This is a genomic window from Streptomyces anthophorae (genome assembly GCF_049310305.1).
Lineage (GTDB): Bacteria > Actinomycetota > Actinomycetes > Streptomycetales > Streptomycetaceae > Streptomyces.
On the sequence record NZ_JBLWQQ010000001.1, the window covers coordinates 8,025,560 to 8,046,788 of the forward strand.

At 72.3% G+C, this 21,229-nt stretch carries 23 protein-coding genes; 11 read left to right on the forward strand and 12 right to left on the reverse strand.

What is annotated here, in order from left to right; translation table 11 throughout:
• Positions 1-74 precede the first annotated feature (74 nt).
• Positions 75-425: a DUF6223 family protein gene (locus tag ACNYS0_RS36445; protein WP_422480025.1), complete on the forward strand. Its 351-nt coding sequence runs from the start codon at positions 75-77 to the stop codon at positions 423-425.
• Positions 426-427: 2 nt separating this feature from the next.
• Here the strand turns inward: ACNYS0_RS36445 and ACNYS0_RS36450 are convergent, their stop codons facing one another.
• From ACNYS0_RS36450 to ACNYS0_RS36460, 3 genes are all read right to left on the reverse strand, one after another.
• Entirely contained in the window at positions 428-1,174 is a 747-nt protein-coding gene (locus ACNYS0_RS36450; RefSeq protein ID WP_422480027.1) for a maleylpyruvate isomerase family mycothiol-dependent enzyme, read from the reverse strand.
• 62 nt (positions 1,175-1,236) lie between these two features.
• Complete coding sequence (locus ACNYS0_RS36455) at positions 1,237-2,472, reverse strand: MFS transporter (RefSeq protein ID WP_422480029.1); 1,236 nt, start codon at positions 2,470-2,472, stop codon at positions 1,237-1,239.
• Positions 2,473-2,533: 61 nt separating this feature from the next.
• A complete protein-coding gene (locus ACNYS0_RS36460; RefSeq protein WP_422480031.1) occupies positions 2,534-3,313 on the reverse strand; it encodes a DeoR/GlpR family DNA-binding transcription regulator in 780 nt (259 codons plus the stop codon).
• Between the two features lie 157 nt (positions 3,314-3,470).
• Between ACNYS0_RS36460 and ACNYS0_RS36465 the strand changes: the two genes are divergently transcribed.
• Positions 3,471-4,373 carry an SIS domain-containing protein gene (locus ACNYS0_RS36465; protein WP_422480033.1) on the forward strand — a complete coding sequence of 301 codons (903 nt, stop codon included), beginning with the start codon at positions 3,471-3,473 and terminating at the stop codon, positions 4,371-4,373.
• Between the two features lie 34 nt (positions 4,374-4,407).
• On the forward strand, positions 4,408-5,259 hold the full coding sequence (locus ACNYS0_RS36470; protein ID WP_422480035.1) for a class II fructose-bisphosphate aldolase: 852 nt from the start codon (positions 4,408-4,410) through the stop codon (positions 5,257-5,259).
• Positions 5,260-5,289: 30 nt separating this feature from the next.
• Here ACNYS0_RS36470 and ACNYS0_RS36475 read toward each other — a convergent pair whose 3' ends face one another.
• Positions 5,290-6,960 carry a putative glycoside hydrolase gene (locus ACNYS0_RS36475; protein WP_422480037.1) on the reverse strand — a complete coding sequence of 557 codons (1,671 nt, stop codon included), beginning with the start codon at positions 6,958-6,960 and terminating at the stop codon, positions 5,290-5,292.
• A 30-nt stretch (positions 6,961-6,990) separates the two neighbouring features.
• Between ACNYS0_RS36475 and ACNYS0_RS36480 the strand changes: the two genes are divergently transcribed.
• The 4 genes from ACNYS0_RS36480 to ACNYS0_RS36495 all read left to right on the forward strand — a co-directional run bounded on the left by ACNYS0_RS36480 (position 6,991) and on the right by ACNYS0_RS36495 (position 10,196).
• Entirely contained in the window at positions 6,991-7,116 is a 126-nt protein-coding gene (locus ACNYS0_RS36480; protein WP_422480039.1) for a hypothetical protein, read from the forward strand.
• Between the two features lie 173 nt (positions 7,117-7,289).
• Positions 7,290-8,165 carry a polysaccharide deacetylase family protein gene (locus tag ACNYS0_RS36485; RefSeq protein WP_422480041.1) on the forward strand — a complete coding sequence of 292 codons (876 nt, stop codon included), beginning with the start codon at positions 7,290-7,292 and terminating at the stop codon, positions 8,163-8,165.
• A gap of 49 nt (positions 8,166-8,214) precedes the next feature.
• Positions 8,215-8,859 (forward strand): alpha-ketoglutarate-dependent dioxygenase AlkB family protein, encoded by a 645-nt coding sequence (locus ACNYS0_RS36490; protein ID WP_422480043.1) that lies wholly within the window; start codon positions 8,215-8,217, stop codon positions 8,857-8,859.
• A gap of 77 nt (positions 8,860-8,936) precedes the next feature.
• Positions 8,937-10,196: an ROK family protein gene (locus ACNYS0_RS36495; RefSeq protein ID WP_422480045.1), complete on the forward strand. Its 1,260-nt coding sequence runs from the start codon at positions 8,937-8,939 to the stop codon at positions 10,194-10,196.
• Between the two features lie 60 nt (positions 10,197-10,256).
• Here the strand turns inward: ACNYS0_RS36495 and ACNYS0_RS36500 are convergent, their stop codons facing one another.
• The 4 genes from ACNYS0_RS36500 to ACNYS0_RS36515 are packed head-to-tail and all read right to left on the reverse strand — an operon-like array spanning position 10,257 to position 13,037.
• A complete protein-coding gene (locus ACNYS0_RS36500) occupies positions 10,257-11,171 on the reverse strand; it encodes a phosphotriesterase family protein (protein ID WP_422480047.1) in 915 nt (304 codons plus the stop codon).
• The gene (locus tag ACNYS0_RS36505; RefSeq protein WP_422480049.1) at positions 11,165-11,749 is read right to left on the reverse strand and encodes a DUF4865 family protein; all 585 of its coding nucleotides are present in this window, start codon (positions 11,747-11,749) and stop codon (positions 11,165-11,167) included. The genes ACNYS0_RS36500 and ACNYS0_RS36505 overlap by 7 nt, the downstream gene beginning before the upstream one ends.
• Before the next feature lie 11 nt (positions 11,750-11,760).
• Entirely contained in the window at positions 11,761-12,357 is a 597-nt protein-coding gene (locus ACNYS0_RS36510) for a TetR family transcriptional regulator (protein WP_422480051.1), read from the reverse strand.
• 8 nt (positions 12,358-12,365) lie between these two features.
• Positions 12,366-13,037: a DUF998 domain-containing protein gene (locus ACNYS0_RS36515; RefSeq protein ID WP_422480053.1), complete on the reverse strand. Its 672-nt coding sequence runs from the start codon at positions 13,035-13,037 to the stop codon at positions 12,366-12,368.
• Positions 13,038-13,316: 279 nt separating this feature from the next.
• Here ACNYS0_RS36515 and ACNYS0_RS36520 point away from each other — a divergent pair, with 279 nt between their 5' ends.
• From ACNYS0_RS36520 to ACNYS0_RS36530, 3 genes are read left to right on the forward strand one after another with little or no spacing between them, the layout of a single operon-like run.
• Positions 13,317-13,643, forward strand: a complete 327-nt coding sequence (locus ACNYS0_RS36520) for an SHOCT domain-containing protein (protein WP_422480055.1) — start codon at positions 13,317-13,319, stop codon at positions 13,641-13,643.
• Positions 13,640-14,422, forward strand: a complete 783-nt coding sequence (locus ACNYS0_RS36525) for an ABC transporter ATP-binding protein (RefSeq protein ID WP_422480057.1) — start codon at positions 13,640-13,642, stop codon at positions 14,420-14,422. The genes ACNYS0_RS36520 and ACNYS0_RS36525 overlap by 4 nt, the downstream gene beginning before the upstream one ends.
• The gene (locus ACNYS0_RS36530) at positions 14,419-16,989 is read left to right on the forward strand and encodes an ABC transporter permease (protein ID WP_422480059.1); all 2,571 of its coding nucleotides are present in this window, start codon (positions 14,419-14,421) and stop codon (positions 16,987-16,989) included. Before ACNYS0_RS36525 ends, ACNYS0_RS36530 begins: the two co-directional genes overlap by 4 nt.
• A 29-nt stretch (positions 16,990-17,018) precedes the next feature.
• Here the strand turns inward: ACNYS0_RS36530 and ACNYS0_RS36535 are convergent, their stop codons facing one another.
• Together ACNYS0_RS36535 and ACNYS0_RS36540 are read right to left on the reverse strand one after the other, a co-directional pair.
• Positions 17,019-17,531, reverse strand: coding sequence for an ATP-binding protein (locus tag ACNYS0_RS36535; RefSeq protein WP_422480061.1), 513 nt, complete (start codon positions 17,529-17,531; stop codon positions 17,019-17,021).
• 206 nt (positions 17,532-17,737) lie between these two features.
• Positions 17,738-18,052, reverse strand: coding sequence for a transcriptional repressor LexA (locus tag ACNYS0_RS36540; protein ID WP_422480063.1), 315 nt, complete (start codon positions 18,050-18,052; stop codon positions 17,738-17,740).
• A gap of 322 nt (positions 18,053-18,374) precedes the next feature.
• On the opposite strand from ACNYS0_RS36540, the gene cds1 reads away from it, so the two are divergent.
• Positions 18,375-19,544 carry an L-cysteine desulfhydrase Cds1 gene (cds1, locus tag ACNYS0_RS36545; RefSeq protein ID WP_422480065.1) on the forward strand — a complete coding sequence of 390 codons (1,170 nt, stop codon included), beginning with the start codon at positions 18,375-18,377 and terminating at the stop codon, positions 19,542-19,544.
• A 139-nt stretch (positions 19,545-19,683) separates the two neighbouring features.
• Here cds1 and ACNYS0_RS36550 read toward each other — a convergent pair whose 3' ends face one another.
• Entirely contained in the window at positions 19,684-20,166 is a 483-nt protein-coding gene (locus ACNYS0_RS36550; RefSeq protein WP_422480067.1) for an SRPBCC family protein, read from the reverse strand.
• Between the two features lie 130 nt (positions 20,167-20,296).
• A complete protein-coding gene (locus ACNYS0_RS36555) occupies positions 20,297-21,124 on the reverse strand; it encodes a DeoR/GlpR family DNA-binding transcription regulator (protein ID WP_422480069.1) in 828 nt (275 codons plus the stop codon).
• Between the last annotated feature and the right edge of the window lie 105 nt (positions 21,125-21,229).

Sequence of the window (21,229 nt, forward strand, 5' to 3'; positions counted from 1 at the left end):
GACATGCTCGAAGCGTCCATTCGAGGCGTCCCGAAACGTCAACTCGGTACGTACAGAAGGCGAAGGAGAATTCCATGTCAGGTCTGCTGTCGATGGCGGCCGAGGTCGACTCCACCACCCTCACCGCCGACCGCGTGTGGGCCACGTCCGCCGCGCTGCTCGGACTCGTCGGCCTGGTCGTCGCGGGCCTCGCGCTGGTCCGCGCCGACCGCAGGTACGCCGTCGGCGCGCAGGCGGCCGGACTTGTCGCCGTGGTGATCGGCGTGCTGAATCTGGCCCTCGCGGACGGCGGGCCCGGCACCGGAAACGGCGTCGTCGGGGGCGCAGTCGCCCTCGTGCTCGGGGTGGCCGCCGCGGCCGTCGGACGGCTGGCGCGGCGCCGCGCCGGCCGGGACGGGGTGGCGCGGCACCAGCCGGTCCGGTGACCTCAGACCCCGGAGTTCTCCCGCCAGAACGCGGCCAGTGCGCGGTCCCCGCTCACCTCGGGGAACGGCAGCCGGTTCCACAGCGCCAGGTACAAGCGCGCCGCGGGGCCGGCCAGTTCGCACTCCGCCTCGTCCGGGGCGCCGCGCTCGGCGGCCGGCGGGTCCTGCGTGATGCGCACCGTCCACACGGCGTCCGGGCCGGCGTCGGTGGCGCGCACGCGCAGGGTCCGGGGCACGTCCGAGCGGACCCGGCTGCGCGTTCGGGCGTGGAAGCCCATCAGTAGCTCGTCGATGCCGTCGACCGCGAACTCCGGTGTGAGCGAGCCGGGTTCGTCGTGAGTGGCCCGGTTCAGGGCCGACTGCGCGTCCACACGGTGCACCGCCGTCTCATGGGCCTGGCGGCGGGCCCAGAAGGCCAGCGGCGAGGGGGCCGGGAGGAAGGCCCAGCAGTCCACGTCGGGCCGTGCGTTGGTGAGGGTGTCGACAAGTCGGCCGTGGCCTTCGCGGTACCAGGCGAGCAGCTCGGCACCGTCCAGGTCGGAGCGGTCCTCCATGCCGTGCGGCTTCTGGAGCCCCTCCGCCACGTACGAGGTCGCCCAGCGGTGCACCGCACCCTGGTGCCGCAGAAGATCGCGCACCTGCCAGCCGGGGCACGTCGCCACCTTGGCGTCGACGCCCGCCTCCTCGGCGGCCGCGGCCAACAACTGGCCCTCTTCGTCCACGATTCGAATATGTTCGGCAATCTGCATAGGCAGAGTCTGCCGCCCGAAGTGCGCCTGTGCGCAAGTCGATTGATCACGAGATCAAGGGATCACGTGATCGCCACCCGCCGCGTCGCGAAGCCGATCGTGGCCGCCACGGCGGCGAGCAGCGCCACGCTCGTGAGCGCCGCTGACAGCGAGAACCAGTCCGCCATGAAGCCGATCGCGGGCGGGCCGAGCAGCATGCCGCCGTAGCCGAGCGTGGACGCGGCGGCGACGCCCGTGGGCCCCGCGAGCGCCCCGGCCCGTTCGATCGCGACGGGGAAGAGGTTCGCGAGGCCGATCCCGGTGATCGCGAAACCGAGCAGTGCGAGCCACACCGTGGGCGCGAGCGAGCCGAGCAGCATGCCGAACGCGCCGGTCAGGCCGCCGGCCACCAGCGTGCGTGTCCTGCCGAGCCGTTCGAGCAGGGAGGTGCCGGTGAGCCGGCCGATCGTCATGGCGAACGCGAAGCACGAGTAGCTGGCTGCCGCGACGCCGGGGTGGGCGTGCAGGTCCTGCTCCATGTGCAGCGCGCTCCAGTCGGCCAGCGCCCCCTCGCCGTACGCCGTGCACAGCGCGATGAGGCCGAAGACGAGGACGAGCAGGCGGGTGCGGCCGTCGATGCGGGGGCGCGTGCGCTCGTGTGCGTTCTGGTTCGCGTGCCGGTTCTCGTTCGCGGGCGTACGGTCCACGGGGCCCGGTGCCGGGTGGCGCAGCAGGGTCGGGGCGGCGCACGCGGTGACGACGAGGCCGAGCACGGCGATGGCCATGAGGTGCTTGGTGGGGGACAGGTGCGCGGCGACGAGGCCGCCGAGGCCCGAACCGACCATGCCGCCGAGGCTGAACGCGGCGTGGAAGCTGGGCATGATCGGCCTGCGAAGGGCGCCGACCAGGTCGACGGCGGCGCTGTTCATCGCCACGTTGATACCGCCGTACGCCGCTCCGAACGCCAGCAGCACGAGGCCGAGCGCGAGGGGCGAGTGCGTGAGCGGCGGCAGGATCACGGTGAGAGGCAGCAGCACGCCGCACGCGACGGTCACCGCGTGCGAGCCGAAGCGCCGGCAAAGGCGCCCGGTCAGCATCATCGTGATGACGGCGCCGGCCGAGACGCCGAGGAGCGCGAGGCCGAGGGCGCTCGCGGAGGCCCCGGTCTGCTCCTTGACGGCGGGGATGCGCACCACCCACCCGGCGAAGACGAAGCCGTCGAGCGCGAAGAACGCGGTGATGGCCAGGCGCAGCCGGACCAGGGACGCGGCATGCGGGTCGTCGGCGCTGACGGACCCGAGTTTGTTTAGTAGCGGCACAAAGTCAGATTAGGGCGGAACTCCGCGGCCGAACAAGAGGTGGCCCGCACGTGTGTGTACGTCACACGGTGAGCACCCGCACCCCTGCCTCCTCGAACCGCGCCAGCGTCGCCTTGTCCGCCGCCGTGTCCGTGACGAGGACGTCCACCTGTGCCACGTCGCAGATCCGGGCGAACGCCCGGTGGCCCAGCTTGCTGGAGTCGGCCGCGACCACCACGCGCTCCGCCCGCTCGCACAGCATCCGGTTGATCGCCGCCTCCGCCTCGTCGTGCGCGGACGCGCCGTGCGTGACGTCGAGGCCGACGACGCCGAGCACCGCCGTGTCGAGCGTGACCTGGCCGAGCACCCCGTCGGCGAGCGGACCGATCAACTCGTACGACTGCGGGCGTGCGACGCCCCCCGTGAGCACGATCTTGAACTGGGGCCGCACCGCGAGCTCGTTGGCGATGTTGAGCGCGTTCGTGACGATCGTCAGCGCGGGCGTTCCGGAGGAGAGGTCGGGCCGGACGGCGAGTGCCCGTGCCACCTCCGTCGTGGTCGTGCCGCCGGTGAGGCCGACCGCCTCGCCCGGCGTGAGCAGTTCGGCGACGGCCTTGGCGATGCGCTGCTTCTCGGCGGCGCCGAGCGCGGACTTGTAGCGCAGCGGGAGTTCGTAGCTGACGCCGTGCACGACCGCGCCGCCGCGCGTGCGCACCAGCATCTGCTGCTCCGCGAGCCCGTCGAAGTCGCGGCGGATGGTCGCGGCGGAGACGCCGAGCTCGCTCGCCGCGTCCTCCACGTCCAGGCGCCCGCGCTCGACGAGCAGTTCCAGGAGGGACTTCCAGCGGGCGTCGCGGGACATCGGCGGCTCCAACTCGTCGTTCGGTTCGGTGGCACGACCTTAACTGCCATGCGCACTAATGCTTGATTGTGCGCGAAAGCTGGCTATATCTTGCAGGAACACGCATTCAGTGAGCGCGCCCCCAGAGGCGTGACCAACCGCGGAGTGGGGGCACGGCATGAGCAGCATCCAGAAGGAAAGCCACGTCGGACACGAACTGAAGAGCCAGCCGGAGTGCTGGACGCGGGCCGCGTCCCTCGCGACCCGGCACAAGGCGGCGCTGCCCGCCGCGGGGGAGCGGGTCGCGATCGTCGGCTGCGGCACCTCGTGGTTCATGGCGCAGGCCGCCGCCGCGCTGCGCGAGCAGGCGGGCCAGGGCGAGACCGACGCGTTCGCCGCCTCGGAGTTCCCCTCCGGCCGGTCCTACGACCACGTGATCGCGCTGACCCGGTCCGGCACCACCACCGAGGTCCTCGACCTCCTCGCCGCCCACCGGGGCAGGTCCCGCACCACGGCGATCACCGGAGACCCGGCGACCCCGATCGCGGACGCCGCGGACGACCTGGTCGTCCTCGACTTCGCCGACGAGCAGTCCGTCGTCCAGACCCGCTTCGCCACGACCGCCCTGACGCTGCTCCGCGCGCACCTGGGCCTGCACTCCGAGCAGGCGGTCGCCGACGCGCGCACGGCCCTCTCCGAGCCGCTGCCCGAATGCCTCGTGGACTGCGGGCAGTTCACCTTCCTGGGCCGCGGCTGGACGGTAGGCCTCGCGAACGAGGCGGCGCTGAAGATGCGCGAGGCGTCCCTGTCCTGGACCGAGGCGTACCCGGCGATGGAGTACCGGCACGGCCCCATCAGCGTCACCACCTCCGGCACCGCCACGTGGATGCTCGGCGAGGCCCCCGAAGGCCTGGCCGATCAGGTCGCCGCGACCGGCGCTCTCTGGATCGAGGGCCGCCTCGACCCGCTGGCCGAGCTCGTCCGCGCCCAGCGCCTCGCGGTCGCCGTGGCCGCCCGTCGCGAACTCGACCCGGACCGCCCGCGCCACCTCACCCGCTCGGTGATCCTCGACGCCAACTGACCCGTCCTCCAAGGCTCTTGAGAAGGGAGGGGCCGTGCCCCTCGCAGCAACAGGAACCCTCGTGGGCGCGGCGGCGGCCCGGCGCGGCGCCGTGGCCGCGTTCAACGTGATCACCCTCGAACACATCGAGGCGGTGATCGCCGGCGCCGAGGCGGCGGACGCCCCCGTCATCCTCCAGATCAGCGAGAACGCCGTGCGCTACCGCTACGGCCGCCTCCTGCCGCTGGCCCGCTCGGCGGTCGCCGCCGCCGAGGGGGCGCGCGTCGACGTAGGCCTGCACCTGGACCACGTACAGAGCGACGACCTGCTGCGGCAGGCCGCCGACGCCGGGTTCGGCTCGGTCATGTACGACGCCGCGCGGCTGCCCTACGACGAGAACCTCGCCGCGACCCGCGCCGCCGCCGACTGGGGCCACGCCAACGGCCTGTGGGTGGAGGCCGAGCTGGGCCAGGTCGGCGGCAAGGACGGGGCGGCGCCCCTGGACGCGCACGCGCCGGGCGCCCGCACCGACCCCGGTGAGGCCCGCGCCTACGTCTCCGACACGGGCGTGGACGCGCTCGCCGTCGCCGTCGGCTCCTCGCACGCGATGACCACCCGCACCGCCACGCTCGACCACGACCTGCTCAAAAGGCTCTCCGAAGGCCTCGACGTGCCGCTGGTGCTGCACGGCTCGTCCGGCGTGCCCGACGACGAGCTGACGGCGGCCGTCCGCGGCGGCATCGCCAAGGTCAACGTGGGCACGGCCCTGAACATCGCGATGACCTCCGCCATCCGCGAGTTCCTCACCGCACACCCGGAAGCGGTCGACTCGCGCAAGTACCTCGGGGTGGCACGCGAGGCGATGGCGCGCACCGTGACCGAACTGATCGGGGTGGTACGCGGCTGAGGGCCTCCGGCTCGGGGGCGGTCGGCTGCCTCAGCCCAACGCCCCCGCGTGGTACTGAACCCCCGGGTTCCACAGCAGGAAGCCCTTGATGCCGTCGGAGCGGGCCGCGTCGAGTTGGGCGCGGACCTCCTTGTCGCCGTAGGAAACGCCGAGGGAGAAGTCCTGGATCCAGGGGACGATCTGCGCGTCGGTGTGCCGGGTCTTCTTGGCGAAGGCGGCGAGGGAGCGCTTGGTGATCGGGTAGGGGTGGGAGTTGGGGTCGGAGACGCCGTACTCGCCCTGCGCCCAGTGCGAGGGGTAGATCATCGGCGCGATGTAGTCGGCCTCCTGCGCGAGCAGGCCGACGTCCTGGGCGATCTCCTTCGGCCGGTCGACGGCGATGCCGAACACCGAGACACCGAGGAACGCGTTGTGCTTACGGACGGCGGCCCGGGTCTCGCCGACGACATCGGCGACGGACCGCTCCGGTGTGGTGTCACCGAGGCCCGGGAAGGACATCTTGCTCATCGGGCCGTCGGGGCGGCGGATGTAGTCGTAGAGGATGTCGTCGAAGCCCAGCTTCGCGGCCTCCGCGGCCAGGTCGATGTTGTACTTCCTGACCTCCTTGTTCGCGAAGTTGGTGAACGACAACTGGCCGTAGCTGCCGCCGTTGTAGGCACCTCCGCCCGGGGTTCGCACGACGCGGTCGCGGTGGCCGGATTTCCACGACTTGGTGGCGAGGATCGGATCGCGGAACGCGACGATGCGGCCGACGACCGTGCCGCCCGCGGCATGGATCTCCTTGATGGCCTTCTTCGCGTCGTAGTACCCCTTGGCGGCGCCGACGCTCTTCGCCAGCGGCACCTTCGAGGCGTAACCGATCTCGCCCAGCTCGTCCTTGATGTCGAGCTGCACCGCGTTGATCTTCTTCTGCTTCAGCATCTTCATGACCGGACCCCGCAGCGCGTCGGAGGCCCAGCCCTGGGCGCTGACGTGCACGGCCTTCAACAGCGGCCGGTGCACGGTGAGTTCGGCCTCCCGGCGGGCGGTGTTGCCCGCGGCGTCCGTCGCGGTGACCGTCGTACGCCCCGGTGGGCGCGGGAGCCGGACGGCGAAGGCGCCGTCCTTCGCGGGCTTCGCCGTGCGGCCCGCGACGGTTATCCTCCGCGCGCCGGCCGCCGTGCCCTTGACCGTGACGGGCTCACGGAAGCCGTCCGCCTTGGTGTCGGCCACCTTGAGGCGGGGTGCCTCGGTGTCCACCGTCAGTTTTCGGACGACCTCGGTGTCACCCGTGGGCCAGGAACCGGGCTGGGTGACACGCAGTTCGTGTGTGCCGTCCTTGATGTCACCCAGGCCGACGGCGAGGGTGCCGGCGCCGCCGTGCGCGGCCCGCGTCCGCAGGGGCTTGCCGTCGAGGGTGACCTTGGTGCCCTTGAGTTCGTCGCCCTCGGCGCCGGTCACCTCGAATTCGCCCGTGCGCAGGAGTCGCGCGCCCAGCCTGCCGTCGTTCGGCAGACCGACGAGGTTCAGGGCGGTCCCGTGTGCGGCGCGTAGCGAGAGTGTGCCGCCTATGGCGAGAACCAGTGCGAGCAGTACGCAGGCGAGGATGACCGGCCGTCTGCGCGGGAAGCCCGCCGGGGAAGAGCTGGCCGCAGGGTCGGAAACGGAACCGGATGTGCGGGAGGTGGGGGAGCGGAGCCAGTTCTTCCAGTCGAGCCGCATCAGCAGATCCTCCAGGAGGTCTCGTGCGTCGTGGTCGTCTACTGCGCCTTCTTCGTGCTCACCGTCTTCGTCGAGCTCATCGTCTTCGTCGGGTTCATCGTCCCGGTCGAGTTCGCCGGCTCCGTCGGGTTCGACGGCCCGGCACAACTGCCGTAGCTGCTCTGGTCCTTGCGATGGCCGCGGTCTCCTGCGGCGGTACCGGGAGCGGTGCGCCCCATGACGGGGACACGTCCCCTGAGTCCGCCGGTGACCGGCAGGCTTCCCGTTCCCCGACCTCCGGACACTCTTCCGGGGCAGCGAAACCGGCCAAACCTCCGGCGCCGGACAAGGTGCGCGCCAACGAGCTGGGCGCCGTCCCGGTGCTCATGTACCACCAGGTCCTCGACCACCCGAAGAGCGCGTACGACCGGACCCCCAAGGACCTCCGCGCCGAACTGGAACGCCTCGCCCGCGAGGGGTACGTGCCCGTGACCGCGGGCGACTTCGAAACCGGAAGGATCGACATCCCGGCCGGCGCCCATCCGGTCGTCCTCACCTTCGACGACTCCACCGACAGCCAGTTCCGCCTCGGCGCCGGCGGCGAACCCACCAAGAACTCGGCCGTCGGCGTCCTGCGCGCCGTCGCCCGCGAACACTCCCGCTTCAAGGCCCGCGCCACCCTCTTCGTGAACGGCGACGCCTTCGCCGCCACCGGCCAGAAGAAGGCCCTGACCTGGCTGAAGAAGAACGGCTTCGAGATCGGCAACCACACCCTCGACCACGCGAACCTCGCGCAGAGCGGCCCCGCCGAGGCGCGCGCCCAGATCGCCGAGGGCCAGCGTTCCATCGAGCGCGACGTCCCCGGCACGCAGGTCCGCTCCCTCGCCCTCCCGTACGGCATCCAGCCGGAGCCCGCCGACCTCGCCCTGACCGGCAGCGCGTCCGGCACGGCGTACAAGAACCGGGGCGTCTACCTCGTCGGCGCGAACCCCGCCCCCTCCCCGTACGCGGACTCCTTCGACCCGGCCGCGATCCCCCGCGTCCGCTCGGCCCCCGCCAAGGGCAAGGACGCGAACTACAGCTCCGAGCACTGGCTCGACCAGCTGGCCGCCGGGAAGCTCGCCCGCTACACCTCCGACGGCGACCCGGACCACATCTCGTATCCGAAGGACACGGCCGCGCGGCCGGGGAAGACGGCGAAGAAGGACCGGCTCCGGCCGTACTGAGGTGACTGCGGGGCCCCGGCCCCCAGTGCCATCGGGAACACTGGATGCCATGAACGAACTGTTCGCCCGCGACCGCACGGAGATCGCCCCCGGCGCCGTCCACGTCCCCGACTGGCTCGACGCGGGCGAACAGCGGCACCTGGTCGAGCTGTGCCGGACATGGGCGCGCCCGCCCGCCGGCCTGCGCGACGTGCGGCTGCCGGGCGGGGGCCGGATGAGCGTGCGGCAGTTCGGACTCGGCTGGCACTGGTTCCCGTACGGGTACGCGCGCACCGCAGTCGACGGTGACGGGGAGGCGGTGAAGCCCATGCCGCGGGAGCTGGCGGCGCTCGGCCGACGCGCCGTCGCGGCGGCCTACGGCGCCGGACACACCACGGAGCCGTACGACATCGCCCTGATCAACTACTACGACACTGACGCTCACATGGGCATGCACAAGGACCGCGACGAGAAGTCGGCGGCGCCGGTGGTGTCCCTCAGCCTCGGTGACACCTGCGTCTTCCGGTTCGGCAACACCGAGACCCGTACGAAGCCGTACACGGACGTCGAGCTGCGCAGCGGGGACCTGTTCGTGTTCGGCGGCGACTCGCGGTTCGCGTACCACGGGGTGCCGAGGACCGAGCCCGGGACGGCGCCGCCGGGGCTCGGCCTGGGCGGGCGGCTCAACATCACGTTGCGGGTCAGCGGCCTGTAGGAAGGTGGGCGCACGGATCGGTCGCGGGGCGTTCAGCGGCTACCATTCCTGAGCGTGATCAGGGCGAGGAGTTGCTGATGGGCGGCGGCAGGACGGCCTCCGGGACCGGGGGCCACAGGGCGGGCGACACGGCCGGGCGGCCGCCGCGTCTGGAGCGGGGGCGCAGTGCGCTCGGTCCCGCGCTCGAACTCGTCCACACCGGGCGGGCGCCCACCCGCGCCGTGCTGACCGCCGAGCTCGGTGTGACCCGCGCGACCGCGGGCGCCGTCGCCGCGGAGCTGGAGGCGCTCGGCCTCATCCGCATCGACGCGAAGCCCAGTGCGGCATCCGGCTCGCAGGGCCGCCCCTCGCACCGCCTGTCCGTCGCGGACGAAGGTCCTGTCGCGCTGGCGGCACAGGTGCACTCCGACGGCTACCGGGCGGCACTCGTCGGCCTCGGCGGCGGCATCGTCGCCACCACGCCCGGCTGTGAGATCATCGATCCGGACCCGGCGGACGTCCTGCGTTCGGTGGTGGAGGCGGGCGTCCGGCTCCTCGAAACCACGGGCCGACGCTGCGTGGGCGCGGGCCTCGCCGTCCCCTCCGCGGTCGCCGAACCCGACGGCACGGCCCTCAACCCGCTCCACCTGGCCTGGCCGGTGGGCGCGCCGGTGCGGCAGATCTTCACCGACTGCGTACGGGAAGCGGGCCTGGACATCCCGGCGTTCGCGGCCAACGACGTCAACCTGGGCGCGCTCGCCGAGCATCGGCACGGCGCGGGCCGAGGCGCCCGAGACCTCCTCCTCGTGGCTACCGGCCACCGCGGAGTGGGTGGCGCCCTGGTCCTCGACGGCCATCTGCACACCGGCAGTTCGGGCCTCGCCCTGGAGGTCGGCCACCTCACGGTGAACCCCGAGGGCCGCCCCTGCCACTGCGGGAGCCGCGGCTGCCTGGACGTCGAGGCCGACCCGCTGGCCTTCCTCACCGCGGCGGGCCGCGCCCCCGACCCCGGCGGCTCGCTCCTCTCCCAGGCTCGTGGCGTGCTGGCCATGGCGAAGGACGACCCGGACGTCCGCGCGGCGACCGCGCTCCTCATCGACCGCCTCGGCCTCGGCCTCGCCGGCCTGGTCAACATCCTCAACCCGGACCGCATCGTCCTCGGCGGCCTGCACCGCACCCTCCTCGACGCGGACCCCGAGCGCCTGCGGGCCGTCGTGGCGGACCGCAGCCTGTGGGGCCGCAGCGGCAGCGTCCCGATCCTGGCCTCGACGCTGGACCACAACAGCCTGGTCGGCGCGGCGGAACTGGCCTGGCAACCGGTCCTCGACGATCCGCTGGGGGCGCTCAGCGGGGGGTGAGGCCGGCGGGACGGCCGGCCTCGGGACGCGGCCGCTGCGGCCCGCGGGCTTCGGATGCCGTCACCGCCACTCGACCGAGAACGCCTGCGCCGGATTGTCGACCAGGATCCGCTCCACCGACCCCTCGCCCAGCACCGCTTCGAGGCGCGGGCGGATTCGGCGCAGCAGGTACGGCATGCCGGGGCCGCCGGTCACCGAGCGGGCGCCGGCGGTCGTGGTGTCGCCGCCGAGCAGGAGGCGGTCCAGGTGGCCGGCGTCGGACAGTGCCGCGAGGGCGTCCGGCATCCGCCAGTCCGTGGCGTGGTTCGTGCGCGAAGGGCCGTCGAAGGCCAGGTACGCTCCCGAGTCCGCGGCCTCCCGATGAGTCACGAAGTCGGGGGAGCGGTTGAGGTGGCCGAGGACGACACGGTGCGCGGGTACCTCCAACTCCTCGCACAGCAGGTCGAGCACGTCGAGGGCGCCCGTGCCCAGCTCCAGGTGGACGGCGATCGGCGCGCCGGTCGCGTGGTGGGCCTCGGCGGCCGCCGCCATCGTCCAGCGGGCGTGCGCGTCCAGGGTGTGGAAGCCGCCGGCGACCTTGATCAGGCCGGCCCGCACGCCGGTGTCGGCGATGCCCTCCGTGAGTTCGCGTACGAAGACCTCGGCCAGGTCGGCGCGGTGTGCGGACAGCAACTCCTCGGCGTAGTGGGCCGCTTGGTGAAGGCCGGTCGCGGCCACGATGTGCACCCCGGTCGCTGCGGCGAGCGCGGGCAGCTCCGCCGCGTGCCGGCCGAGTCCGTGCGGCGTCCACTGCACCACGGTGCCGCCGCCCACGGCCGCGTACGCCTCCAGCTCCTGGCGGGCGGGTCCGGCGTCGTCCAGCTCCTGCCCCGGCAGCACGGGGCTGCGGAAGAAGAGGTGGTCGTGCGCGTCGACCACGCCCAACAGGCCCGGTTCGAGGTCACCTTGGACGCTGCGGACGGCCCCGCTCACCACTGCCGCCCGTGCGGCAGGCTCGCGCGCTCGGGCTGCGAGAGGTGCAGCACCTGGTACCGGTCGCCGGGGGCCTTGGGTGTGTCGTGCTCCCACACCGAGAAGGTCAGCAGCTCCCAGGTGCGGGGGTCGATGGCCGATGCCGCGAACAACACACCGTTTTCTTGGGCGAGTTGTACTGTTCCCTCTACTGCCTCGGCAGTCAGCTTCGGGAGGTCGGCGCTCGGCTCGATCCGTGTGCGCAGGCGCACGGCCGTCCGCGCCGGCGCCGTGGCCGCGACCCCCTCCTCGTAGGCGACACCCGTCCAGTGCTGTACGACGGGGCGCCCGAAGTCGGCGACGATGCCCTGGAATCCGGGGCCCCAGAGGAAGGCGTTCATGCCGGTCGGCGCGTTCCACAGGTAGAACGGGGCGTACTGGTTCACCGGCGAACCGTCCACGCCGCGCACCCGCATCAGATACGCCTTGGCGCCGAGGCCGGGGAAGTCGTCGAGCGCGTGGCCCCTGGTCTCCACGCGGCCGCGGATGATGTTCATGTCGTAGTCGGCGGGCAACGTGATCTCGTACTGCATCGCGTGCATGAAGCGCGTCCTCAGTGGTCGGCGGTGGCGGGCGGGGTGGGGGAGAGGAGCGCGAGCAGGCCGCGTACGCCCGCGTCGAACGCCGCCGTGTCGCCCGACGCCCGCGCCAGGACGTAACCGCCCTGTACGGTCGCCACGACCGCCGCCGCGATCTCCCGCGGCACCAGGTGGGCCGCCAACTCGCCGCTGTCCACGCCCTCTTGGACGACATCGGCGATCCGGCCCTCGACATACGTGATCGTCTCGTCGACCGGCGCCCGCAGTTCGTCGCTGCTGATCACATCCGGGTCCATCGTCAGCCGCCCGACGGGGCAGCCGCGCAGCACATCGCGTTCGCGGAGCAGATACGCCGCTATCCGCTCGTACGCCGAACCGCCGCCGCCGAGCACCCGGTCGACCAGGGTCCGCATCTCGTCCCCCGTCCGCCGGATCGCGGCGAGGGCCAGGTCCTGCTTGCCGGTGAAGTGGTGGTACATGCTGCCCTGGCCGACCCCCGCGCGTTGCAGGATCGCCTTGGGACTGGTCCCCACGTATCCGCGCTCCCACAGGAGGTCGCGGGTCGTCTCGATCAGTCGCTCCTGAGTGGTGGCCATGGTGTCACCGTACATACCAGTAGTTACAGATTCAATGCCTCGCCTCGGGATCCGCCTCCGGGGGCCATGCGCTGCACGTACCGGCCGAGCACGCCGATCATGATCACCTCGCACCCGAGCATCACCCGCTCCACCAGCCCGATCAGCTCCCGCCCACCCGGCCCCGCCGAGTACGCCATCACCCCGGCCCCGGCCACCGCGAGCAGGGACAGCACGCGCAGCCACCACACGGTGCGCCCCGCCGCGGAGCCGAGCCGCCCCGCCAGGACGAGGCAGGCCGCCGGCAGTGCCGCGAACGCCGCGACGGACGCGTAGCGGTGCACATACGCCGAACCGGTCAAGTGTGTGGTGAGCGGATCCGTCGGGACCACGGCCGCCAGGACCAGGCCCGCGCCCCATATCGCCAGCAGTGTCGACGGCAGCCCGCGCATCGCCGGGAGCCGCTTCCTCGCCACCGCGAGGAGCAGCAGCGAGACGAGGCCGAGCGTGGCCATGGCGGTCTCGATGGGCCCGCCGCGATCCAGGGCCGCGAAGTCGCTGACGGTGAGGGAGAGTTGGCTGAGACCCGGATCGGTGTCCCGGGGCGCCAACAGCGCCGCCATCATGGCCACGACCACGGCGGCCCACACCGCGGGGGCGAGCAGTCGGCCACGCGGGCCGGACCGCCTGAAGGTGTCTCGTCTTTGAGTGGTCACGGATCGATCTGTCACGGATCGATCCTCCGGCCAAGCCGCCCCCACCCACCATCGGGACCGCCCCGGACGCGCCCCTGATCCGACCCTGACCCGTGTCAGGGGTGGCCGGGCGCCGGGAGCAGGCCCGACCCCTCCCACGTACTCCCAGGGAGGTACGCCCAGTGCCGCTGGCCGTACGACGACCCGGACCCCCTCCCGGCGGGACGCTCGAGTCATCACCACACGTGGACACCCCGGCACACCGCCAGGGCGCCACCGGAGCAAGAGGAGATGAGTCGGATGCAGACCCTCGCGGAGTTCGGACCCGGCAACGGCCCCGGTCCCTGGATCCTGTTCTTCCCGCTGATCTGGGCCGCCGTGGTCGTCGGCGTCATCGCCCTGCTGCGCCGCACCGTCTGGCGCGGCCGGCGCGGACCGTGGCGCCCCGGCGGCCCCCGCCTCGACGAGAACTCGCCGATCGCCGTGCTCGGCCGCCGCTTCGCCGCCGGTGAGATCGACGAGGACGAGTACTGGCGCCGACTGACCGTGCTGAACGAGGAGTTCGGGCACTACGGCAGCTACGGCCAGTACGGCGTCGACGGCAAGGCGAAGGGCGGCGCGTCATGAGCACCGCCACGACGCTCACCCCCACCGCCCTCGCGGCGCGCGTGGACAACGCCGTCAAGGTGTACGGCTCCGGTGACACCGCTGTGCGTGCCCTCGACGGCGTGAGCGTCGGCTTCCATGCCGGACGGTTCACCGCGATCATGGGCCCGTCCGGCTCCGGGAAGTCGACCCTGATGCACTGCGCGGCGGGCCTCGACACCCTCACCGAGGGCGCCGCGTACATCGGTGACACCGAGCTCGGCTCGCTCGACGACCGTCGGCTGACCCTGCTGCGGCGCGACCGCGTCGGATTCGTGTTCCAGGCGTTCAACCTCGTCCCGACGCTGAACGTCGCCGAGAACATCACGCTGCCGATCGACCTGGCGGGCGAGCGCCCCGACCCCGAGTGGCTCGACGCGCTCGTCGACGTCGTCGGGCTGCGCGACCGGCTGCACCACCGACCGGCCGAACTCTCCGGCGGGCAGCAGCAACGCGTCGCCGTGGCACGGGCGTTCGCCGGCCGGCCCGACGTCGTGTTCGCCGACGAACCCACCGGCAACCTCGACTCCCGCTCCGGCGGCGAGGTGCTCCGCCTCCTCGGCGACGCGGCCCGCCGGTCCGCGCGCACCGTCGTCATGGTCACCCACGACCCGGTCGCCGCCGCCCACGCCGACGAGGTCGTCTTCCTCGCCGACGGCCGCCTCGTCGACCGGATGGAACGGCCGACCGCGGACCGGGTCCTCGACCGGATGAAGGCGTTCGACGGATCCGCTCCTGTGGAGGGAGGCGACTCGTCATGAACGCCGCCGTCCGCCTCAGCCTCACTTCGCTGCGCGCCCACAAGCGGCGCTTCGCCGGAACGTTCGGCGCCGTCCTGCTCGGCGTCGCGTTCCTCGCGGGCACCCTCGTCATGGGTGACACCCTGCGCGCGAGCTTCGACTCGATGTTCGCGGGTGCCAGCAGCGGCACCGACGCCGTCGTGCGCTCCGCCAGTGTCATCACCACCCCCGGCGAGAGGCAGGGCACCCGCCGCCCGGTGGCCGCCTCGCTCGCCGACGAGCTGGCGAAGGCCCCGGGCGTCGCCGCGGCGGCGCCGAACATCCAGGGCGCGGGCCAGCTCGTCGACGCCCACGGCAAGCCCATCGGTGGCCAGGGTCCACCCACGCTCGCCGGGAACTGGATCGACGACCCGAAGCTCAACCCGTACCAGCTCGCCGAGGGGCGCACCCCGAGCAGGAGCGGCGAGGTCGTCGTCAACCGCGGCGCGGCGAGGACCGGCGACCTGAAGGTGGGTGACACGACGACGCTGCGCACGCCCGACCCCGTACGGGTCACCATCGTGGGCCTGGCCACCTTCGGCGGCGAGGACGGCATGGCGCAGACCACCTTCACCGGCATGACCCGCGCCGACGCCGAGAAGTACCTCACCCCGAAGCCGGGGGAGGCCTCCACCATCCAGGTGCGGGCGGGCCCCGGCGTCGGCCAGCAGGAGCTCGTCGACTCCCTGAGCGGCAGTCTTCCCAAGGGAGTCGAGGCGATCACCGGTCAGGAGTCGGCGCAGGAGAACACCGACATGATCTCCGGCCAGTTCCTCACCCTGTTCACGACGTTCCTCCTCGTGTTCTCCGGTGTCGCACTGCTCGTCGCGACCTTCTCCATCCACAACACCTTCGCCATCGTGGTGGCCCAACGCTCGCGCGAGAACGCCCTGTTGAGGGCGCTCGGGGCGGCCCGCCGGCAGATCGCGGGGGCGACCCTCGTCGAGGCGACCGCCGTCGCCGTGGTGGCATCGGCCGCCGGACTCGCGGGCGGCATCGGCATCGCGGCCGGGCTCCAGGCGCTGTTCCCCGCCATCGGATTCCCTTTCCCCGAAGGGGACTTGGTGATCGGCCCGCTGTCCATGCTGCTGCCGTTGGCCGTCGGTATCGTGGTGTGCGTCGGCTCGGCCCTGCTGCCCGCGCTGCGCGCCGGACGCACCGCGCCGCTGGCCGCGCTGCGCGAGAGCGCCGTCGACGACTCGGGTGCCTCGCGGCGCCGCGCCGTCATCGGCGGTGTGCTGGGCGCGGCGGCCGTCGCGGCGACCCTCGTCGGTGTGTTCGGCGGCCCGGTGTCTCCGTCGATCACGCTGGCGGGCATCGGCGCGGTGCTGGTCCTCGCGTCGTTCGTCGTGCTCGGCCCGGTCGCGTCCACGTCCGCCGTACGCGCCCTGGGCGCGCCGCTCGACCGGCTGCGCGGCGTCACGGGCGGGCTCGCGCGGCGCAACGCCCTGCGCAGCCCGAAGCGCACCGCCGCCACGGCGAGCGCCCTGATGATCGGTGTCGCGGTCGTCTCCCTGTTCACCGTCTTCGGGGCCTCGCTGAAGGCGACCATGGACCAGACCGTGAACCGCTCCTTCGCGGGCGACGTCGCCGTCTCCACCCCCTCGTTCGGCGCGGGCGGCAGCGGCCTCAGCCCGAAGCTCGCACCGGCGATCGCCGAGCGGCCCGAGGTGGCCACGGCGGTCGGCCTCGGCAGCGGTGTCGCCGACGTCGACGGCAAGGGGCGCGCCCTCACCGTCACCGACCCGGCCACCCTCGCGAAGTCGTTCGACCTCGGCACGGTCAGCGGCTCGATGGACGGCCTCGGGAGGAACGGCATCGCGATCACCCGCGCCGAGGCCGACAAGCGGCACCTCACGGTCGGCGACACGGCACGGCTCACGTTCACCGACGGCAGGAAGGAACCCTTCACGGTCCGCGCCGTCTACGGACAGTCCGAGCTCGCCGGGGACTACGTGATCTCGCGCGAGGCCTGGGCGCCGCACCGTACGCAGGACGCCGACCGGCTGGTCTCCGTCACCTTCAAGGACGGGGTCTCCACGGCCGACGGCACGAAGGCGGTCGAGAAGGTCGCGGCGGCGTACGGCGACCCGGAGGTGCAGACCCGCGACGCCTACGCACAGTCCTCGGCGTCCGGGATCGACATGATGCTCACGCTCGTCTATGCGCTGCTGGCCCTGGCCGTCGTCATCGCGCTGCTCGGCATCGCCAACACCCTCACCCTCGCCGTGCACGAACGGACCCGTGAACTGGGTCTGCTGCGCGCCGTCGGCCAGACCCGCGGCCAGCTGCGGGCGATGGTCCGCTGGGAGTCGGTGCTCGTCGCCGCGTTCGGCACGGCCGGCGGGCTCGTGCTCGGCGGTTTCCTCGGCTGGGTCCTGGTGAAGGCGTCCGACGGGGCGAGCGACAGCGCCTTCGCGTTCGCGCTGCCGCCGGGCCGGCTGGCGATCGTCGCCCTCGTCGGGCTCGCCGCCGGCGCCCTCGCGGGGCTGCGCCCGGCGCGCAGGGCGGCACGTCTTGACGTACTGCGGGCCGTCGCCACCGAGTGAGCGACGTGCCTACGGTGATCACCGCCCGGTCAGCCTGCGACGGCCGACCGGGCGGGAGCATGTGGGGACACCGCGCGTTCACGCGGGTCCGTGCGGTGCGCGGGATGCGTCGCGTACACCGGGTACGGAGCGATGGCCATCGCGGGGGCGGGGGCCGGCAGGGCGAACCAGACGACCTTGCCGTCTTCCCCGTGCGGCCGCACGCCCCAGTTCTCGCTGAGCGCGGCGATCATCGCGAGGCCGCGGCCGCAGGTGGCGAGGGAGTCGGCGTCCCGTACCTCGGGGAGCCTCGGGTCGTGGTCGTGCACCGAGACCGTGAGCATGCCGCCGAGCAGCTCGATGTCCACGGTGCAGAGTTTGTCCGGCCCGGCATGCCGGTGGACGTTCGTCAGAAGCTCGGTGACACCGAGCGCGGCCATCTCGATCAACGGATCGAGATGCCAGTAGCGCAACTGCGCCGATACGATTCTGCGGACCTGACCTATCCGCGACGGCAGGGCTTGGAGCTCCACCGTGCAATGCCTGTTCGGCTGGCTGATCACGGCTACGACTCCCCGAAAGTGAGTCCGGAAGAAGACGAAAACGGATCGAGCGGTGCGACCGCGCTGCGACAGGACTGCCCGCTCCGTGTCCGGCGGGCTGGTTCGCAGCGTTATCGCCGGTAAACCCTGAGTAGTGATGTGTGACCAGCGTGACTCAGGGGGCGTGGGCGTGCAACTTCGCCGGCTGTCCGCCGCGGGGTGGGGTGCTATCCGGTCCGCGCGGTGGCGGCGCGCACGGCCTCGATGAACCGCCGCGCCATGGGTGGTTCCGCGTCGCCGCTCCGGCCCCCGAGGCGCAGCAGATAGCGCCGCCCGTCCACCTCTGCCATCGCCCGGTCCTCGGCGCCGAACCACGGCCTGCCCGCGCGCACTTCACCCAACGGGGCGCTGTCGATCTCGCTCCCGTAGCTCGTGAGCAACTCCAGCCTGCCGCCCGTGATCCGGACCTGACCTGCCCGGGTCAGGGATCGCAGGCGCCGGCCGATGCGCACGCCCGTCGCCGTGAACTCCGGCTCCGCCATGCCGTCTCGCCCCCTCGAGTGCGTGTCTGCGGTGCAGTCTGCACGCACCAGGACAGGAGCACCAGTGCGCATATGGACGCTCTGTGAAGTATTCGATGCAATGGGAATGTGCGCCCCCTCGTACGCCTGTTCCTGGGCCGCCGCGGCGTCTAGGACGCGCGTTCCCCCTCCTGTCCAGGTGTGTCTTTGAGGTGCTCAAAGATGCGTTTATGCAGGTGAGAAGCGTGCGTAAGGTGCTTATGATCGAGGTGTCCTGCCGTCGTCGGCGCCCCGGATCCGGTGCGCGGAACGACGCCCGGACACGACGCGAAGGAGCCAATCGGTGAGCACCACGGAACAAGGCCGACCCACGGGCGAGGGTGCGGCGTCCGGCCCCCTGCCGACGCTGGACGTCGACCACACGGACCCCGGCTACCGTGAGTGGCTCAAAGAGGCGGTCCGCAAGGTGCAGGCGGACAACAACCGCTCGGCCGACACGCACCTGCTGCTCTTCCCGCTCCCCGAGCGGTGGGGCATCGACCTCTACCTCAAGGACGAGTCGACCCACCCCACGGGCAGCCTCAAGCACCGCCTGGCCCGTTCGCTCTTCCTCTACGGCCTGTGCAATGGCTGGATCCGGCCCGACCGGCCCGTCATCGAGGCGTCGAGCGGTTCGACGGCGGTGTCCGAGGCCTACTTCGCGAAGCTGATCGGCGTCCCCTTCATCGCGGTGATGCCGCGTACGACCAGCGCCGAGAAGTGCCGACTGATCGAATTCCACGGCGGTCGGTGCCACTTCGTCGACGACCCCCGCACCATGTACGCGGAGTCCGCCGCCCTCGCGTCCCGCACCGGCGGCCACTACATGGACCAGTTCACGTACGCCGAGCGGGCCACGGACTGGCGCGGGAACAACAACATCGCCGAGTCGATCTATCGCCAACTCGCCCTGGAGCGCTACCCGGAGCCCGCCTGGATCGTCGCGACGGCCGGGACCGGCGGCACCTCGGCGACCCTCGCGCGCTACGTCCACTACATGCAGCACGACACCCGCATCTGCGTCGCGGACCCCGAGAACTCCTGCTTCTTCGAGGGCTGGACGACCGACAACCCCGACGCGACGAGCGACTGCGGCTCCCGCATCGAGGGCATCGGCCGCCCCCGCATGGAGCCGAGCTTCGTGCCGGGTGCCATCGACCGCATGATGAAGGTCCCCGACGCGGCGAGCGTCGCGGCGGTACGCGCCCTGGAGTCGGCCATCGGCCGCAGAGCCGGAGGCTCGACGGGTACGGGCCTGTGGAGCGCCCTCAAGATCGTCGCGGAAATGGTGGCGGAGGGCCGCACGGGCAGCGTGGTGACACTCCTGTGCGACCCGGGCGACCGCTACCTGGACAAGTACTACTCGGACGAATGGCTGGCGGACCAGGGGCTGGACATCACCCCGTATGCGCGAACCATCGCGCGCCTGCTGGAGACGGGGGAGTGGCCACGCTCAAGGCCCTCCGACGATTGAGGAGGAATGGCCACGCTCAAGCCCCTGCGGCGGTTGAGGAGGAATGGCCGCAGTAAAGCCCCTGCGGCGATTGAGCAGCGGGGTCCGGGGCGGAGCCCCGAGGCGTCAACCACGCCGCGGCGCAACGATCACGAACGGCTCAAGCCCGCGCAGCGGCCAGTCGACGGTCAAGCGCTTCCACGGCCCCCCGAAACGCCCGCCCCATCCCGGCCCGCCCGAGCTTCATCCCGGTCCGAACCCCGGCGGGCGCGTCCACGGCGAACGTCCACCGCACCCGGGATCCCCCACCGGGAACCCCTTCGACCCGCCACTCCTCGACCATCGCCCGGAGCCCCGGCACATTCGTCTCGTCGACCCGGTACGCGTACACCTCACCCGGCTCCGCGGCGATGATCGTCTCCAGGAACCGCGTCCCGCCCTTGAGCCGAACCTCCCGCCGCGCCCCGCCGTCCAGCGGCCGTGCCAGCGTCACCGCGGAGAACCACTGGGGCCACCCGACGACGTCCTCGGCGAGTGCCCGGTACACGGCGTCGGGGGAGGCCGACACCTCACGGGCGAACACGAGCCGCAACGGTGCGCTGTCGACGAAGTCGAGCTCGACGGGGAGAAGTCGGCGTGCCATGCAGGTTCAGCCCCCAAGGTTGAATCGACGCGCGCGATGCCCGTGTCGGGTCAACGGGCTGCGCTCGTAGGTGAGTTGACGTGATCCGTGCTCCAGTCGGCCGGTCCCGGCCACCATAACTGGCGCACCGTCAGATGTCTGCACCGTCCTCGGGCTCCCCGGCCACCACGAGCCGCATGTGCTCGGCGACCTCAGCCCGCGCCTCGACCGGCAGCCCGCCGTCCGTCACCAAGGTGTCCACCTGGTCGAGCGAGGCGAACGAACTCAGGCCCACCGTCCCCCACTTGGTGTGGTCGGCCACCACGACGACCCGCCGCGCGGACTGCACGAGCCGCCGGTTGGTCTCCGCCTCCGCCAGGTTCGGCGTGGACAGGCCGGCCTCCGGGCTTATGCCGTGGACCCCGAGGAACAGCACGTCGAAGTGGAGCGCCGCGATCGCCTGGTCGGCGACGGGTCCCACCAGCGAGTCCGATGGCGTGCGCACCCCGCCGGTCAGCACCACCGTGGCCGCGCCCTGCCGGGACGCCGCACCGCGCTGCGAGGCGTGGAAGACATCGGCCACCCGCACCGAGTTGGTCACCACGGTGAGGTCCGGTACGTCGAGCAACTGCTGGGCCAGCGCGAACGTCGTCGTACCACCGGAGAGCGCGATCGCCGTGCCGGGCGCCGCCAGTGGGGCCGCGGCGCGCGCGATGTCCTCCTTGGCGGTCAGCTCCAGGCCCGACTTGGCCTCGAAGCCGGGCTCATGCGTGCTGGCCTCGACCACCGGGACCGCGCCGCCGTGCACCTTCTCGACGACGCCCTGCCGGGCGAGCGCGTCCAGGTCGCGCCGGACCGTCATGTCGGAGACACCGAGCTTCCTGGTCAGCTCGTTGACCCGGACGCCGCCGCGTCGACGGACCTCGTCGATGATCAGGGCGCGGCGCTGCTCCGCGAGGAGGTTCTGATTCTCGCTCACGTCCGTCGAATCCCTTCGGCTCGTCCCGACTGCCACCACCGCCGTACCGGCCAGCGCTTTCTCGTCATCCTCGCACGCGCCACCGACACCGGGACCACCGCCCGC